The organism is Flavobacterium aquidurense, from assembly GCF_031458035.1.
Classification (GTDB): Bacteria; Bacteroidota; Bacteroidia; order Flavobacteriales; family Flavobacteriaceae; genus Flavobacterium; species Flavobacterium aquidurense_C.
This window is the reverse complement of the sequence record NZ_JAVDXR010000010.1, coordinates 26,226-39,721: the sequence shown is the minus strand read 5'-3', so window position 1 is coordinate 39,721 and position 13,496 is coordinate 26,226. Positions and strand designations below refer to the sequence as shown.

Annotated in this window: 12 protein-coding genes; all 12 read left to right on the top strand. The window is 30.9% G+C overall.

Going from position 1 to position 13,496, the window contains the following annotated elements; all coding sequences use genetic code 11:
• Position 1: 1 nt before the first annotated feature.
• The 12 genes from neuB (at position 2) to J2X17_RS15300 (ending at position 13,495) form a co-directional block, all read left to right on the top strand.
• Positions 2 to 1,045: an N-acetylneuraminate synthase gene (neuB, locus tag J2X17_RS15355; RefSeq protein ID WP_310299847.1), complete on the top strand. Its 1,044-nt coding sequence runs from the start codon at positions 2 to 4 to the stop codon at positions 1,043 to 1,045.
• A gap of 3 nt (positions 1,046 to 1,048) precedes the next feature.
• Positions 1,049 to 2,044 (top strand): glycosyltransferase family A protein, encoded by a 996-nt coding sequence (locus tag J2X17_RS15350; protein WP_310299845.1) that lies wholly within the window; start codon positions 1,049 to 1,051, stop codon positions 2,042 to 2,044.
• A gap of 49 nt (positions 2,045 to 2,093) precedes the next feature.
• Complete coding sequence (neuC, locus tag J2X17_RS15345; RefSeq protein ID WP_310299842.1) at positions 2,094 to 3,218, top strand: UDP-N-acetylglucosamine 2-epimerase; 1,125 nt, start codon at positions 2,094 to 2,096, stop codon at positions 3,216 to 3,218.
• A 1-nt stretch (position 3,219) separates the two neighbouring features.
• A complete protein-coding gene (locus J2X17_RS15340; protein ID WP_310299839.1) occupies positions 3,220 to 4,194 on the top strand; it encodes a glycosyltransferase family 10 domain-containing protein in 975 nt (324 codons plus the stop codon).
• A gap of 42 nt (positions 4,195 to 4,236) precedes the next feature.
• Positions 4,237 to 5,637 (top strand): glycosyltransferase family protein, encoded by a 1,401-nt coding sequence (locus J2X17_RS15335; protein ID WP_310299837.1) that lies wholly within the window; start codon positions 4,237 to 4,239, stop codon positions 5,635 to 5,637.
• A 60-nt stretch (positions 5,638 to 5,697) separates the two neighbouring features.
• Positions 5,698 to 6,378, top strand: a complete 681-nt coding sequence (locus J2X17_RS15330) for a hypothetical protein (protein ID WP_310299834.1) — start codon at positions 5,698 to 5,700, stop codon at positions 6,376 to 6,378.
• Positions 6,379 to 6,422: 44 nt separating this feature from the next.
• The gene (locus tag J2X17_RS15325) at positions 6,423 to 7,856 is read left to right on the top strand and encodes an MBOAT family O-acyltransferase (protein ID WP_310299831.1); all 1,434 of its coding nucleotides are present in this window, start codon (positions 6,423 to 6,425) and stop codon (positions 7,854 to 7,856) included.
• Between the two features lie 80 nt (positions 7,857 to 7,936).
• Complete coding sequence (locus J2X17_RS15320) at positions 7,937 to 8,815, top strand: hypothetical protein (protein WP_310299828.1); 879 nt, start codon at positions 7,937 to 7,939, stop codon at positions 8,813 to 8,815.
• Position 8,816: 1 nt separating this feature from the next.
• Positions 8,817 to 9,962, top strand: a complete 1,146-nt coding sequence (locus J2X17_RS15315) for a glycosyltransferase family 4 protein (RefSeq protein WP_310299825.1) — start codon at positions 8,817 to 8,819, stop codon at positions 9,960 to 9,962.
• 210 nt (positions 9,963 to 10,172) lie between these two features.
• Complete coding sequence (locus J2X17_RS15310; protein ID WP_310299824.1) at positions 10,173 to 10,934, top strand: hypothetical protein; 762 nt, start codon at positions 10,173 to 10,175, stop codon at positions 10,932 to 10,934.
• Between the two features lie 10 nt (positions 10,935 to 10,944).
• Complete coding sequence (locus tag J2X17_RS15305) at positions 10,945 to 12,486, top strand: glycosyltransferase family 2 protein (protein WP_310299821.1); 1,542 nt, start codon at positions 10,945 to 10,947, stop codon at positions 12,484 to 12,486.
• Positions 12,479 to 13,495 carry a hypothetical protein gene (locus J2X17_RS15300; RefSeq protein ID WP_310299817.1) on the top strand — a complete coding sequence of 339 codons (1,017 nt, stop codon included), beginning with the start codon at positions 12,479 to 12,481 and terminating at the stop codon, positions 13,493 to 13,495. The genes J2X17_RS15305 and J2X17_RS15300 overlap by 8 nt, the downstream gene beginning before the upstream one ends.
• Position 13,496 lies beyond the last annotated feature (1 nt).

The window sequence follows — 13,496 nt, the reverse complement described above, 5'->3', positions numbered from 1 at the left end:
TATGAATTCATATATAGAAATAGCCGGAAGGAAAATAGGTCCTGATTATCCGCCATTAGTTATTGCCGAAATTGGAATTAACCATGAAGGCTCTCTCCAAATCGCTAAAGAGATGGTCGATGCAGCTTATCGTGCGGGAGTGGAAGTAGTGAAACATCAAACTCATATTGTTGCCGATGAAATGTCTGGAGCTGCTAAAAAAGTAATTCCGGGTAACGCAGATGTCTCCATTTATGAAATTATGGAACGCTGCTCGCTGAATGAGAACGATGAGCTCGAACTAAAGCAATATGTAGAAAGTAAAGGCATGATTTTTATATCAACTCCTTTTTCACGCGCTGCAGCCGAAAGACTGAAAAAATTTGATGTTCCTGCTTATAAAATTGGTTCTGGTGAGTGTAATAATTATCCTTTATTAGAACATATTGCTTCTTTTGGAAAACCTGTCATTTTGAGTACAGGAATGAATACTATTGAAAGTATCCGTAAAGCAGTTGCTATTTTTGATAAACATAAAGTTCCCGTTGCTTTATTGCACACTACAAATTTATACCCAACGCCAATACATTTGGTTCGCTTTGGGGCAATGATGGAAATGCACAATGCTTTTTCAGATAAAGTTTTTGGATTGAGCGATCATACTCTGAACAACAATGCTTGTTTAGGAGCAGTGGCTTTAGGCGCTAGTATATTGGAACGTCATTTTACGGATCACATGCAGCGTACAGGACCGGATATCATTTGCAGTATGGACGAGCATGCAACCAAAGAATTAATAATAAGTTCAAATGAAATTTGGCAAATGCGTGGTGGAGTCAAAGAGCCTGCAAAAGAAGAACAAGTTACAATCGATTTTGCTTTTGCGACCGTTTGTACTATCGCTAATATTAAAGAAGGAGAAATGTTGACCAAAGAAAACATTTGGGTTAAACGACCAGGAACAGGCAAAATTTTAGCAGAGCATTTTGATAATTTGATTGGAAAAATTGCTACGCGCGACATTGAAAAAGATGAGCAATTAGATTTTACTGATTTTAAAAAGTAAGCTATGAGAGTAGGGATGAATCCTCAAAAACAAGAGAATACTATTGAATTACAATCGAATCATAGGGTTGTGATTGTAGTTTATATTCCTCAGATGAGCGGATATTACGCCAATGTTTTTGAGGTAATGAAACTCAGTTTAGAATCAATTTCGGTTACTAAAAATGTATCATGTGAAATTACAGTTGTAAATAATGGCAGTTGTGTTGAGGTTACCAATTATCTGAATCAAATTTATTCGGAAGATAAAATCGATTGCTTAATACATCACAGACAAAATATTGGAAAAATGGATGCTTTGATTGGTGCTGCCAGAGGAGCCAGAGAAGAATTTGTAACCCTTTCAGATGTTGATGTTTTATTTGTTGAAGGTTGGCAAGAAGCTGTTGAAAAGATATTTAATTCGATTCCTGATGTTGGTTTGGTTTCTCCTATTTCTTCAAAAACAGAGCCTACATATGCTTCTTTTTCAACTTGGAGTAAAATATTTTTGAAAAAAGTTAAGTTTAAATATGAGCCTATATCTCAAAATTTTGAGGCCTATAGTAAGTTTTTAGAAAGTATCAATTGGGATCAGGAAACAGATCCTAATGCTGTTTGGCCAGTAATTAAAAAAAATGGAACAAAAGCAATCGTAGGAAGTAATCATCAAGTAGTGACAATTAAAAGATCTTTGCTTTTTGAATTTGTTCCAACGTTGCCTTCATTGACTTTGGTAGGAAATCACTCTGAGCAAAATTATATTGATTTGCCTGTTGATTTTGCAAATAAGATGAGGTTGTCTACTTTCAATAATTATGCTTTCCACATGGGAAATAAAGTAGAAAATTGGATGGTAGAAATTCAAAATAAAAACTTGCTCAGCAATAGAGAAAAAAACGAAACCGAAAAAATCGTTTTTAAAGAAAATCAAAAAGAAATACATAATCCGAATTTGTTCTTTTATAAGTTGAAAAAGAAAATCGTTAAACCTGTTTTTTCATTTTTCTACAAAAAGTAATTTCTAATTGTAATTCGAGATAATTAAACATAAAAAATAGTTGAAGTAAGTGAATAAAAAAATCCTCTTTCTTACCGGAACACGTGCTGATTTTGGCAAAATAAAATCATTGATTTCAATTCTGGAACCTCAACCTGAGTTTGAAGTCTTTGTGGCGGTTACCGGTATGCACTTGCAAGAAGAATACGGATATACATTGCTTGAAATTCAGCGTTGCGGTTACAAAAACATACATACTTTTCAGAATCATACCCATGAAACTACCATGGATTTGACCTTGGCCAAGACCATCGAAGGGCTCTCCGTCTATGTCAACACTGTCGAGCCTGATTTAATCCTCGTGCATGGTGACCGCGTCGAAACACTCGCTGGTGCTATCGTAGGATCGTTGAACAATATTTTGGTAGCCCATATTGAAGGAGGAGAAATATCAGGAACAGTAGATGAATTGATTCGTCACAGCGTAAGTAAATTAAGTCACATTCATTTTGTTTCTAATGCCGAAGCAGCAAAACGATTGGAGCAAATGGGAGAAATAAAGGAATCTATTTTTACCATTGGTTCACCGGATATTGACATCATGTTTTCAGATAAACTTCCAGATTTAAAGATTGTAAAAGAATATTACCAAATTGATTTTGATTCGTTTGCTATTGTAATGTTTCATCCCATAACGACAGAAATAGATTCCATGAAAGATTATGCAGCAAATTTTGTGGAGGCATTATTGACGGATACTCATAATTATGTTGTTGTATTTCCTAATAATGATTTGGGAAGTCAGATAATTTTGGATGCCTACCAAAAATTAAAAGGAAATTCTCGTTTCAGGATTTTCCCATCGTTGCGCTTTGAATATTTTTTGACATTATTAAAGAATTCTCAATTTATCATAGGCAATAGTAGTGCCGGAATCCGCGAAGCTCCTTATTATGGAATTCCGATTATAAATATTGGTACTCGTCAGCAAAATAGAGCAGTTCATGCCGATATTATCAATGTAGATTATGAAGAAAAGAATATTTTTAAAGCATTAAAAAGTATCGATTTTCATCAGATAAAACAAACCAAAGCTGATTTTGGAAAAGGTAATAGCGCCGAATTATTTTTAGAGTCTCTTCAGGATGATAGGATTTGGAAAATGAATCATCAAAAACAATTTAGAGATAGATAAAATGATAATTAAATTAGAACGTTACTTCAATTATCCGGATTTAAAAAGACAAACGCCCAATCATTCAATGAAATGGAAGGATTTTACTTTTACAGAAGATACTATTGATGAATGTGATTATTTAGTGATTTTAGAATATCCTAAGAGTGATTTTTCTATTATAGTCAACGAAAACAATGTTTTACATTTATGTCTCGAACCTCCAAATGAGGTTTCTAAGTATAGGCAGTATGCCAATAAAAAGGCAAAGATTATTTTTAATCAGTTAGATATTCAAAAAAACAATATTCTATCTCATGGTGCATTGCCATGGCATGTAAACAAAGATTATGATTTTTTAAGTGACCTGAAAGTTGAAAGTTTAAATAAAGAAAATAATATTGTTTGGATTACAAGTAACCAAAGATCATCGAAGGGACATAACCAAAGAATGGATTTTTTGGAAAATATTAAAAACTTGCCTTTTGTCAAACTTTACGGTAGAGGTATCAACCCGATTGATGATAAATGGGATGTTTTAAATAAATCAAAATATGCAATTGCATATGAAAACTTTCAAAGTGATTATTATTGGACTGAAAAAATTATAGATTGTTTTTTAAGTTTTACAATGCCATTGTACTTTGGCTGCAACGCTATTGAGAACTTTTTTCCTCAAAATTCGTTTATTCAAATTGATCCTAAGGATAAACATATTGATTTGTTTTTAAAAGAAATAGTTAATTCTAGTAAGTGGGAAGATAATTTGGAAGCTATTTCAGAAGCAAGACAGTTAATACTAAATGAATATCAATTGTTCCCTTTTTTATATAATAAAATTAAAGATTTAGAATTAAAAAAAACGAATATTTCATCATCTAAAAATACTGAAATTTACTTTAAAGGAGGTGATGACTATTTTGATAATTATCCTATTGGTGTTACCATTGAGAAACAATCATTAAAAATAATAAATAAGCTTAGAAAGATATTTTAGTAGTTTAATCAAACTCTAAAAAAATATTTATATTAATAGATAATGCAGAACAAAAAAATATTCATTTTTTTACCAGACGGTATTGGTTTGCGCAACTTTGCATATTCAGATTTTCAATCTATTGGATTACAGGAGAATTTTGATATTATTTTTTGGAATAATACTCCATTTGAGTTAACAGATTTGGGCTTTAAAGAGATAAAAATCCAAAATTCTAAGGCACATCCACTTACGGAAAGTTACAAAAATGCCCGTAAACAAATCGAATTAAACCTTAATATTCGAAGAACGAAGGATCGTGTTTACGATACTTATAGATTTCCTTTTTCGTATGCAACAGTTTTTAAGGCTGCAAAAAGTTTGTTCACGCAAATAATTTCATTTACCCATTCTTCAAAATACGGATTAAATCGCATTCGAAAAAAAATTAAGGATGAAGAAAGAAAAACGCTTTATTATCATCAAAGTTTAGAGACGCTGCAAAAAGAAAAACCGGCAATGGTGTTTTGTACCAATCAACGGCCAATGACAGCAATTGCACCTTTGTTAGCAGCACAAGATTTAGAAATTCCTACTGCAACTTTTATTTTTTCCTGGGATAATTTGCCCAAAGCTACAATGGTTGTAGAAACAGATTATTATTTTGTTTGGAGCGACTTGATGAAAAAGGAATTACTTTTTTATTATCCATATGTTCAGGAATCACAGATATTTGTAACTGGAACTCCACAATTTGAATCTCATTTTGATACAAGTAAGTTGCTTTCCAGAGAAGATTTCTTTAAACAGCATAATTTAGATCTCAATAAAAAATACATCTGTTATTCTGGAGATGATGTAACAACTTGTCCTGATGATCCAAAATATTTAGAAGATGTAGCCACTGCCATTCGGGAATTAAACAAAAAAGGAAATAATTTGGGGGTTATCTTTCGTCGTTGTCCCGTTGATTTTTCAGATCGATTTGACAAAGTACTGCATGATTACCAAGATGTAATCATCCCAATTGTTCCTCTTTGGAAAAAAATAGGGGACGGCTGGAATACGGTTTTGCCAACACAAGCCGACATTAACGTGCAAATAAATACTATTGCAAATACTGAAATGGTTGTAAATTTAGGATCTTCAATGGTTTTTGATTATGTTGCCCATAATAAAGCCTGCGCTTTTATTAATTATGATGCAGCCGATAAAAAAATCCCTGACTGGTCTGTAAAAAAAATATACAATTATGTTCATTTTCGTTCCATGCCAACACCTGAAACGGTTTTCTGGATAAATAGTCCGGACGAAATTGCTGAAATAATAGAGAAAGGTATTAAAGGGGATTCTTCTGTGATAGAAAATGCAAAGAAATGGTTTGAGATTATTACGGAGAAATCTCCACAAGAAGCTTCACGACGTATTTGGATTTGTATCGATAATATTCTGAAAAGTATATAATTAAATAAAAAAAAGTTTCAAAAAGGACAAATGACTTATCCCGATATGAAAATTTAAAATATGAATAATAACAATTACTTAGAAGTAATACGCAAAGATTTTTTAGTTGAATCAGAATCTGCTTTTAGATTTGGGAGTATTAAAGATGGCGGATATTTTGTTTCTCCGAGAAATATAATTGAAGCTGATATTTTGTTTAGTGGTGGGATATCCTCTAATACTGAATTTGAATATGATGTATTTCGTTTTAATAAAAACATCTCTATTGTTATGGTTGATCCAACTGTGTCTCAGGCTAAGTTGCTGTTAAAAGCTATAATGAGAATTTCCTTTTTCAAAAAAGAAAAATTACGTTACCTAATTAATACATTGGTATTTATCTTGATGCTTCGTTCAGGACGGGCATGGCATGTTAAGAAATGGCTATCTCTCAAGAATGGTATTTTTGATTGTATGAAAGAAATCTCCAATGATTTTAAAACAAAAAAAATACTTCTTAAGTTAGATATTGAAGGTAGTGAATATGATTTATTAGATGAAATTTTGATTAATATCAATTTGTTTGATTGTATGGTATTTGAATTTCATGATTTAGATACTAAATATTTAATATTGCAGGAATTCTTAAATAAGTGTTCTGTCAATTTTGATATGATTCATCTCGAAGTAAATCCTTCGGGAGGTTTTTCTAAATTTGGCCAACCTAAAGTCATTGAATTTACTCTGGAAAGAAGAGTTTAATTCTAACATTTATTTAATAAAGTTACGTTTTTAAAATACTTAATATGTTTTTCAATTCTCTGGCTTTCGCCATTTTTTTGCCCGTTGTGTTTTTTTTGTATTGGTTTGTTTTTAACAAAACAAAAAGTACGCAAAATGCACTTCTAATTGTTGCCAGTTATTATTTCTATTCCTGTTGGGATTGGCGTTTTTTATTTTTGTTAGTTTTCTCAACGTTTCTAGACTATTATACCGGAATTAGAATTGAAAAAAGCACTAATGAAAAAGCACGAAAATTTTGGTTTTGGCTAAGCGTTGGTATTAATTTAGGTTTTCTTGGGATTTTTAAATACTATAATTTTTTCTCAGAATCATTTGCTCAAATGCTCACAACCGTTGGGTTTAAAGCAAGTCCGATTTTGTTAGATGTGGTTCTGCCAGTCGGAATTTCTTTTTATACATTTCATGGTTTATCTTATGTAATTGATATTTATTTTAAAAGAATTAAAGCCGAATATAATTTTGTAGATTATTCACTTTTTGTGAGTTATTTTCCGCTTCTGGTTGCTGGTCCTATTGAAAGAGCAACACATTTATTGCCAGAAGTAAAAGTTAAAAGAACCTTTGACTTTCAGCAAGCAAAAGAAGGTGTTTGTCAAATAATTTGGGGATTGGTCAAAAAAGTAGTGATAGCCGATACCTGTGCCACTTATGCAAATGCTATTTTTGACAATTATACCTCAATGAATTCTTTCTCACTTATTTTGGGAGGGATTTATTTTGCTTTCCAAATTTATGGTGATTTCTCAGGATATTCAGATATGGCATTGGGAATGTCAAAATTGTTTGGACTCGAATTATTACGCAATTTCAATTATCCTTATTTTTCAAGAGATATAGCTGAGTTTTGGCGCCGTTGGCATATTTCTCTTTCATCATGGTTTCGTGACTATCTTTATATTCCTTTGGGAGGAAGCAAAGGTTCAAAAGCGATGCAGGTTCGTAATGTGTTTATAATCTTTGTAGTAAGTGGTTTTTGGCATGGTGCCAATTGGACTTATTTGGCTTGGGGATTTCTTAACGCCGTATATTTTTTGCCCCTTTTATTATTGAATAGAAATCGAAGCAATATAGATGCAATTCAATTAAACTGGAATTGGGATTCGCTAAGAACAGTATTCAATATTCTAATGACTTTCTGCTTAAGCACGATTGCCTGGGTATTTTTTAGAGCAAAAACCATAACAGATGCTTGTTTATATTTGAAACGGATAGTGGTAAATGGTGAGTTTGCTTCACAGTATCTTGATAACGAAAGATACAATTATGAATTACTGCTAATGATTGGATTATTCGTTTTGGTCGAGTGGAATAATAGAACTAAAGTGGAGCCTATTTCCGGAAAATACAATACACTTAAAATAGCTTTGGCTATAATAGCCATTATCGCTTTCGGGACGTACTCGGATTATAAAGAATTTATTTATTTTCAATTCTAATGAAATCGACATGATTCTAAATCCCAAATTGAAACGAAGAATGGAGATTCCATGTTTCCAAAATTCAAATATTATCTGACATGAAAAAGTTTTTACTATTCACTTTAAAAATATTAATCTTAACAATCGTAATTGCTGTTGCTTTAGATTTCATATATACCACCGTTTATTTACAATCGAATAATCGTGGTAAAATAGATCATGTTTATAATTCAAAAAATGAAAATTACGATGTGGTTATTTTAGGTTCGTCAAGAGCCAATAATCATTTCGTTGCTCAGATGTTCGAAGATAAAGGTTTGAAAACATTTAATTACGGAATGAGTGGAGGTCATTTGTTTGAAGCTTCCCTGCTTTTAAAACTAATGATTGAAAGGAATTATAAAATCAAAAATGTAATTCTCGAAGCCGATTTGAATTTGTCCAACATTCATAGAGATTTAGGAATTTCGAGTAAATTTTTACCTTACTTACATCAATCTGAAGTTGTAAAAAAGCATTTTGAAAACGAAGACGATTTTTTAGAATTGTATTACCTTCCTTTTTACCGTTACACAAAATTTGATGAGCGTATTGGGTTCAGAGAATTTTATAATACTATTCTAAAAAAGAAAACAAATACGTTGGATAATAAGGGATATTATCCTTTAGTTAATCGAAAAGGCAATATGAAAAACAATATTGTCAATTTAAATCCTTTAGTTCATAATCAATATTATGAAGAAATCAAGCAACTCTGTAAAGACAATAATATCAACTTTATTGCCGTAATGACCCCAATGTGCGAAAACACAAAAGGAATTAACTATTTTGAAAAAGTGAAAAAGCTATATCCGGAAATTCATAATTATGAAAATGTAGTGGTTGAAGATAAATATTTTTCATCTTGCGGGCATATGAATGACACCGGTGCAAGATTATTTACTGCTCAAATTTTAAAAGATTTTTTTAATAAATAAAATGATGCATATTGCCTTTTTAACCTCCGAATATCCTCATAGACATGTAAAACATGCAGCAGGAATTGGTACAAGTACCAAGAACTTGGTCAGTGCTTTGGTTGAAAAAGGTGTAACAGTCTCCGTTTTTGTGTATGGCCAAAAAGAGGATGCTGTTTTTCAGGACAATACTGTAAAAATCTATTTAATAAAATCTCAAAAGTACAAAGCTTTCGGTTGGATTTTAAATCGAAAATATATCGGAAACATACTCAATAAATATATTTTTTCAGAAGGAATTGATTTGGTTGAAGCTCCGGATTGGTCAGGAATAACAGCTTTCATGAATTTGAAAGTACCAGTCGTTATTCGTTTCCACGGAAGTGATACTTATTTTTGTCATTTAGAACGAAGAAAACAAAAGATCAAGAATTTTTGGTTCGAAAAATTGGCAGTCAATAAAGCAAAGGCCTTTATTGCGCCAACTCATTTTGCAGGAGAATTTTCAAAAATACTGTTTGGTATTAAAAATAAAATGATCGAAATGATTCATCACGGATTGGATTTGGATCAATTTGACAACGCCAAACCTTCGGATTATCAAAAAGGTTTGATTTTATATATTGGCACCATTATTCGAAAAAAAGGAGTTTTGGAATTGCCTTCGATTTTCAATAATGTCAGAAAAGAATATCCCGACGCACAGTTGATTTTAATAGGAAGTGATTCAGATGATATTCAGACGAAATCGCAATCAACGTGGGAATTGCTACAGCGGCAATTTCAATCTGACGACTTAAAAAACGTTAGTTATTTAGGGAAAATTCCCTATCAGGAAGTTCAGCAACATATTAAAAATGCAAATGTTTGTGTGTTTCCAACTTTTGCGGAGACTTTAGGAATGGTCACTATAGAAGCTATGGCCCTGCAAAAACCAGTCGTAAACAGCAATATTGGCTGGGCTCAGGAATTAATAGTTGATGGAGAAAGTGGTTATCTTGTTCACCCCAAAGATCATAAAATGTTTGCCGATAAAATTGTAAATCTGTTAACCGATGATGATTTATGTCTTACCATCGGAAACAAAGCAAGAACAAGAGTAGAAACTATTTTTGATATTAAAAAAATAGCAACGCAGAATATTGATTTTTATAAATCCGTAATTTAAATTTATATGATTAAAAAGTGGAAAAAATATTTTATTTTGCTTTTTAAGCAAATGTTCTTATTGATTTATTATGCGGCAAAAAAAAAATGGACTTTTGCTAAAACCACGGATAAAAAAAGAATCATTATTTGTTTTGATGGAGCAATTCCGCATGGAGGTTTGGTCGATCGATTAAAAGGAATTATTTCTTTTTATGAAGTGGCTAAAAAATTGGATTATGATTTTTATATCAATTTTAAAGATCCATTTGAATTAAAACTATTTTTAGAACCAAATAAAGTTTCCTGGGAAATTAGGAATGAAGATTTAAAATTTAATTTTTTTGAGTCTAAGATTTTTTATTTGATGAATAATTTTACAATTAACCCAATTAGTTTAATAGAGAATTGTAGCTATAAAACGATAATTGTTTATTGTAATGTTGATTATCTTAAAACTATTTATAATGATAAAAAGCAAGAGGATTTAAATGAAATTTGGCGGTTAAATTATAATGAATTATTTATCGAGTCCGATTTTTTAATAAATCAAATAAATGAGTTGCCAACGAAAAAAGGAATAGTTTTTCATACTAGATTCACATCTTTGATGGGAGATTTTAAAGATACCGTTTCTGTTGTTTTAGATGAAAATGCAAGAAAAGAATTGCTCTTAGAATTAGTTGAAAAAATACAAGAAAAATCTATTTTCAATCCTACTAAAAAGATATATGTAGTCTCAGATAGTATTCTTTTCTTGAATTATATAAAGGAAAATACTTCATTTAATGTGTTGCCGGGAATTCCGAAGCATATTGATTTGAACGACTTTGAAAAAGACTTGACTCCGCATTTAAAGACTTTTACAGATTTTTATTTTATGGTTAAAAGTGAAAAAGTATATTTGCTTAAGTTGGGACAAATGTATTCCAGTAATTTTTCTAGATATGCTGCTATTTTGGGAAAGGTATCTTTCTCAATTTTAAAAAAATAAAATTTTAGTCATGATATTTGTTTTTCATAATTCAAAAAAAATCATAAGAATTGAAGGAGGTAATAATCAGTATCTGATAAATGATAAGACAATTGGCGAAGTATTATTTGATTTAGCCGAAGAGTTTCCAAATAAAGTTATAGTTTGGTGTTTGATTGAGTGGGAATCATTTTTAAATAGGGATTCAATTAGTGAAATAATTCATCATAATAAGATGATGATTTCATTTCATCCATATTTTTCAAATTATATTAATGACGGTATAGGTTATATTGATAATGGTTCTATACTTATCATAAATAAAGAAGTTTCTTTTTTTACATGGCAAATGTCAAGTGTAGTGGGTGCTGTTTCTGCAGCAGTTTTAAATTCGATTGCTGAAAAAATTGATAGTAAAAAGGAACAACTTGACTACTTACTCAACTCTATTGCTAAAATAGGAATGCCAATTGGACTTGTGTGTTGTTCAGAACCTTCATTGTTAAATACTAAAATACATATCCAGAAAGGTACATCTTCAAATAATTATAATCTTTTTAAGTTTGTTCGGCAGCATTACTCAATAAAATGGGTATTCGTTTTATTTTTATCTTTTTTGTTTTATGAAAAGAAAATACAACTTCTGCCGCTTTTCCGTAGTTTCTATTTTAAAAAAATAAAATGGAATAGAAATATATTTGATACAATTGTGATTAAATCAAATAAAAAGGTTTCAGCGACTAATGAGATAGACGTAATTATTCCCACAATCGGAAGAGCGAGTTATTTAAAAGATGTTTTGTTTGACTTAAGAGATCAAACACATTTGCCCAAAAAGGTAATTATTGTCGAGCAAAATACATTGCCAAACAGTACTTCTGAATTAGATTTTTTAAATAAAGAAAAATGGCCGTTTTCAATAGAGCATATATTTACCCATCAAGCAGGTGCCTGTAATGCCAGAAATATTGCTTTGTCAAAGGTAAGTAGTGAGTGGGTTTTTTTAAATGATGATGATAATAGGATTTCTAATGATGTAATAGAGAGAACTTTGATGCAATGCAATCAATATGGAGCTGAAGTGGTTATGAATAATTATCCTATGCAGTTTGAACAAAATGATTTTGATAAAGTTCATCAAACTACAATTTTTGGTTCGGGTTGTAGTTTTGTCAAAAGTAGTTATTTGAATAAAGTTTGTTTTGACTCAAAATACGAATTTTCATATGGAGAAGATTTCGATTATGGTATGCAATTGCGTAATAATGGGGCAGACGTAATTTATTTGCCACAGCCATCTATTTTGCATTTGAAAGCTCCCATTGGAGGATTTAGAATAAAACCTGTTTTTCCATGGGATTCGGACGCAATACGTCCTATACCGTCTCCAACAATTATGCTGAATTATTTAAAATACAAGACAAAGCAACAAATTCTGGGGTATAAATTTATATTTTTTTATAATTTGTTTATTAAAAAAGTAAATCAAAACCCGATAGTCTTTTTTAGAAAAACAAATTTACATTGGAAAGCTAGTTTGAATTGGGCTACAAAACTTATGAGGAATGATTAAAATATTTACAGATATTACTTTTATTACGCCACAAAGCAGAAGGATTATTTTTCCATTATTATTTGATTTATGTTATGTAGTAAATGAAAATCTTTCAAGAAAGTATGTTTTAATAGATAGTATTGAAGACTCGGATATAGTAATTGTTCCCGTAGATATTGCATGGTTTTTTAAAAATAGTAAAAAAAAATGGCTTTACGATTTTATTGATGAAGCCCAGAGATTAGGAAAAAATGTTTGGATTTATACAGCGGGTGATTTCGGAATTACTTTGAACAAGGATATATATACTTTTAGACTCGGTGGTTTTAATAGTAAAAGTAACGAAAAGACCTTTGTTTTGCCCTCTTTTATTATGGATCCGTATGTAGGATTAAAGAAAGAATTTGCTCCATTAAGCAAACCTGAAATGCCTACCATTGGTTTTGTTGGTCATGCCAATGGCTCTTATTTTAAGTTGTGCAAAGAATTCTATATTTACCTTCGCCATAACCTAAAGAGAATCATAAAAAAAAGTTTTTCAGATTATCAGTCGTTTTATCCATCAAGCAGGAAGCGATACCAATTTTTAATTTCACTGAAAAAAAATGCGCAAATAAAAACCAATTTTATTTTTAGGAGTCACTACAGAGCAGGGGCAAATGATAAAGAATTACGAGAAATAACATCGAGAGATTTTTTTGAAAATATTAATTCCAATGCTTATACTTTCTGTTTAAGAGGTGCTGGCAATTTTTCAGTTCGCTTTTATGAAACTTTAGCTATGGGAAGAATCCCCTTTGTAATTGACACTGATTTTAAACTGCCGCTAGATCATCTGATTAATTGGGAGAAACACTGTGTTATTACTACGGCAAATGATTTTGAGCAGAAATTAATAGATTTTCATAAAAATATAACTGATGATGATTTTCAGCAAATGCAAATAAATAATCGAAATTTGTGGTTAAATCATTTAAATAGAGAAGATTATTTTAATGAAATATATTCCATTTTTTTAAAGAATTAAT

What these genes read in the sequence shown, in the direction of transcription:
- neuB (WP_310299847.1), top strand. Translation starts at nt 2, where the DNA reads ATGAATTCATATATAGAAATAGCCGGAAGGAAAATAGGTCCTGATTAT.
- J2X17_RS15350 (WP_310299845.1), top strand. Translation starts at nt 1,049, where the DNA reads ATGAGAGTAGGGATGAATCCTCAAAAACAAGAGAATACTATTGAATTA.
- J2X17_RS15340 (WP_310299839.1), top strand. Translation starts at nt 3,220, where the DNA reads ATGATAATTAAATTAGAACGTTACTTCAATTATCCGGATTTAAAAAGA.
- J2X17_RS15335 (WP_310299837.1), top strand. Translation starts at nt 4,237, where the DNA reads ATGCAGAACAAAAAAATATTCATTTTTTTACCAGACGGTATTGGTTTG.
- J2X17_RS15330 (WP_310299834.1), top strand. Translation starts at nt 5,698, where the DNA reads ATGAATAATAACAATTACTTAGAAGTAATACGCAAAGATTTTTTAGTT.
- J2X17_RS15325 (WP_310299831.1), top strand. Translation starts at nt 6,423, where the DNA reads ATGTTTTTCAATTCTCTGGCTTTCGCCATTTTTTTGCCCGTTGTGTTT.
- J2X17_RS15320 (WP_310299828.1), top strand. Translation starts at nt 7,937, where the DNA reads ATGAAAAAGTTTTTACTATTCACTTTAAAAATATTAATCTTAACAATC.
- J2X17_RS15315 (WP_310299825.1), top strand. Translation starts at nt 8,817, where the DNA reads ATGATGCATATTGCCTTTTTAACCTCCGAATATCCTCATAGACATGTA.
- J2X17_RS15305 (WP_310299821.1), top strand. Translation starts at nt 10,945, where the DNA reads ATGATATTTGTTTTTCATAATTCAAAAAAAATCATAAGAATTGAAGGA.
- J2X17_RS15300 (WP_310299817.1), top strand. Translation starts at nt 12,479, where the DNA reads ATGATTAAAATATTTACAGATATTACTTTTATTACGCCACAAAGCAGA.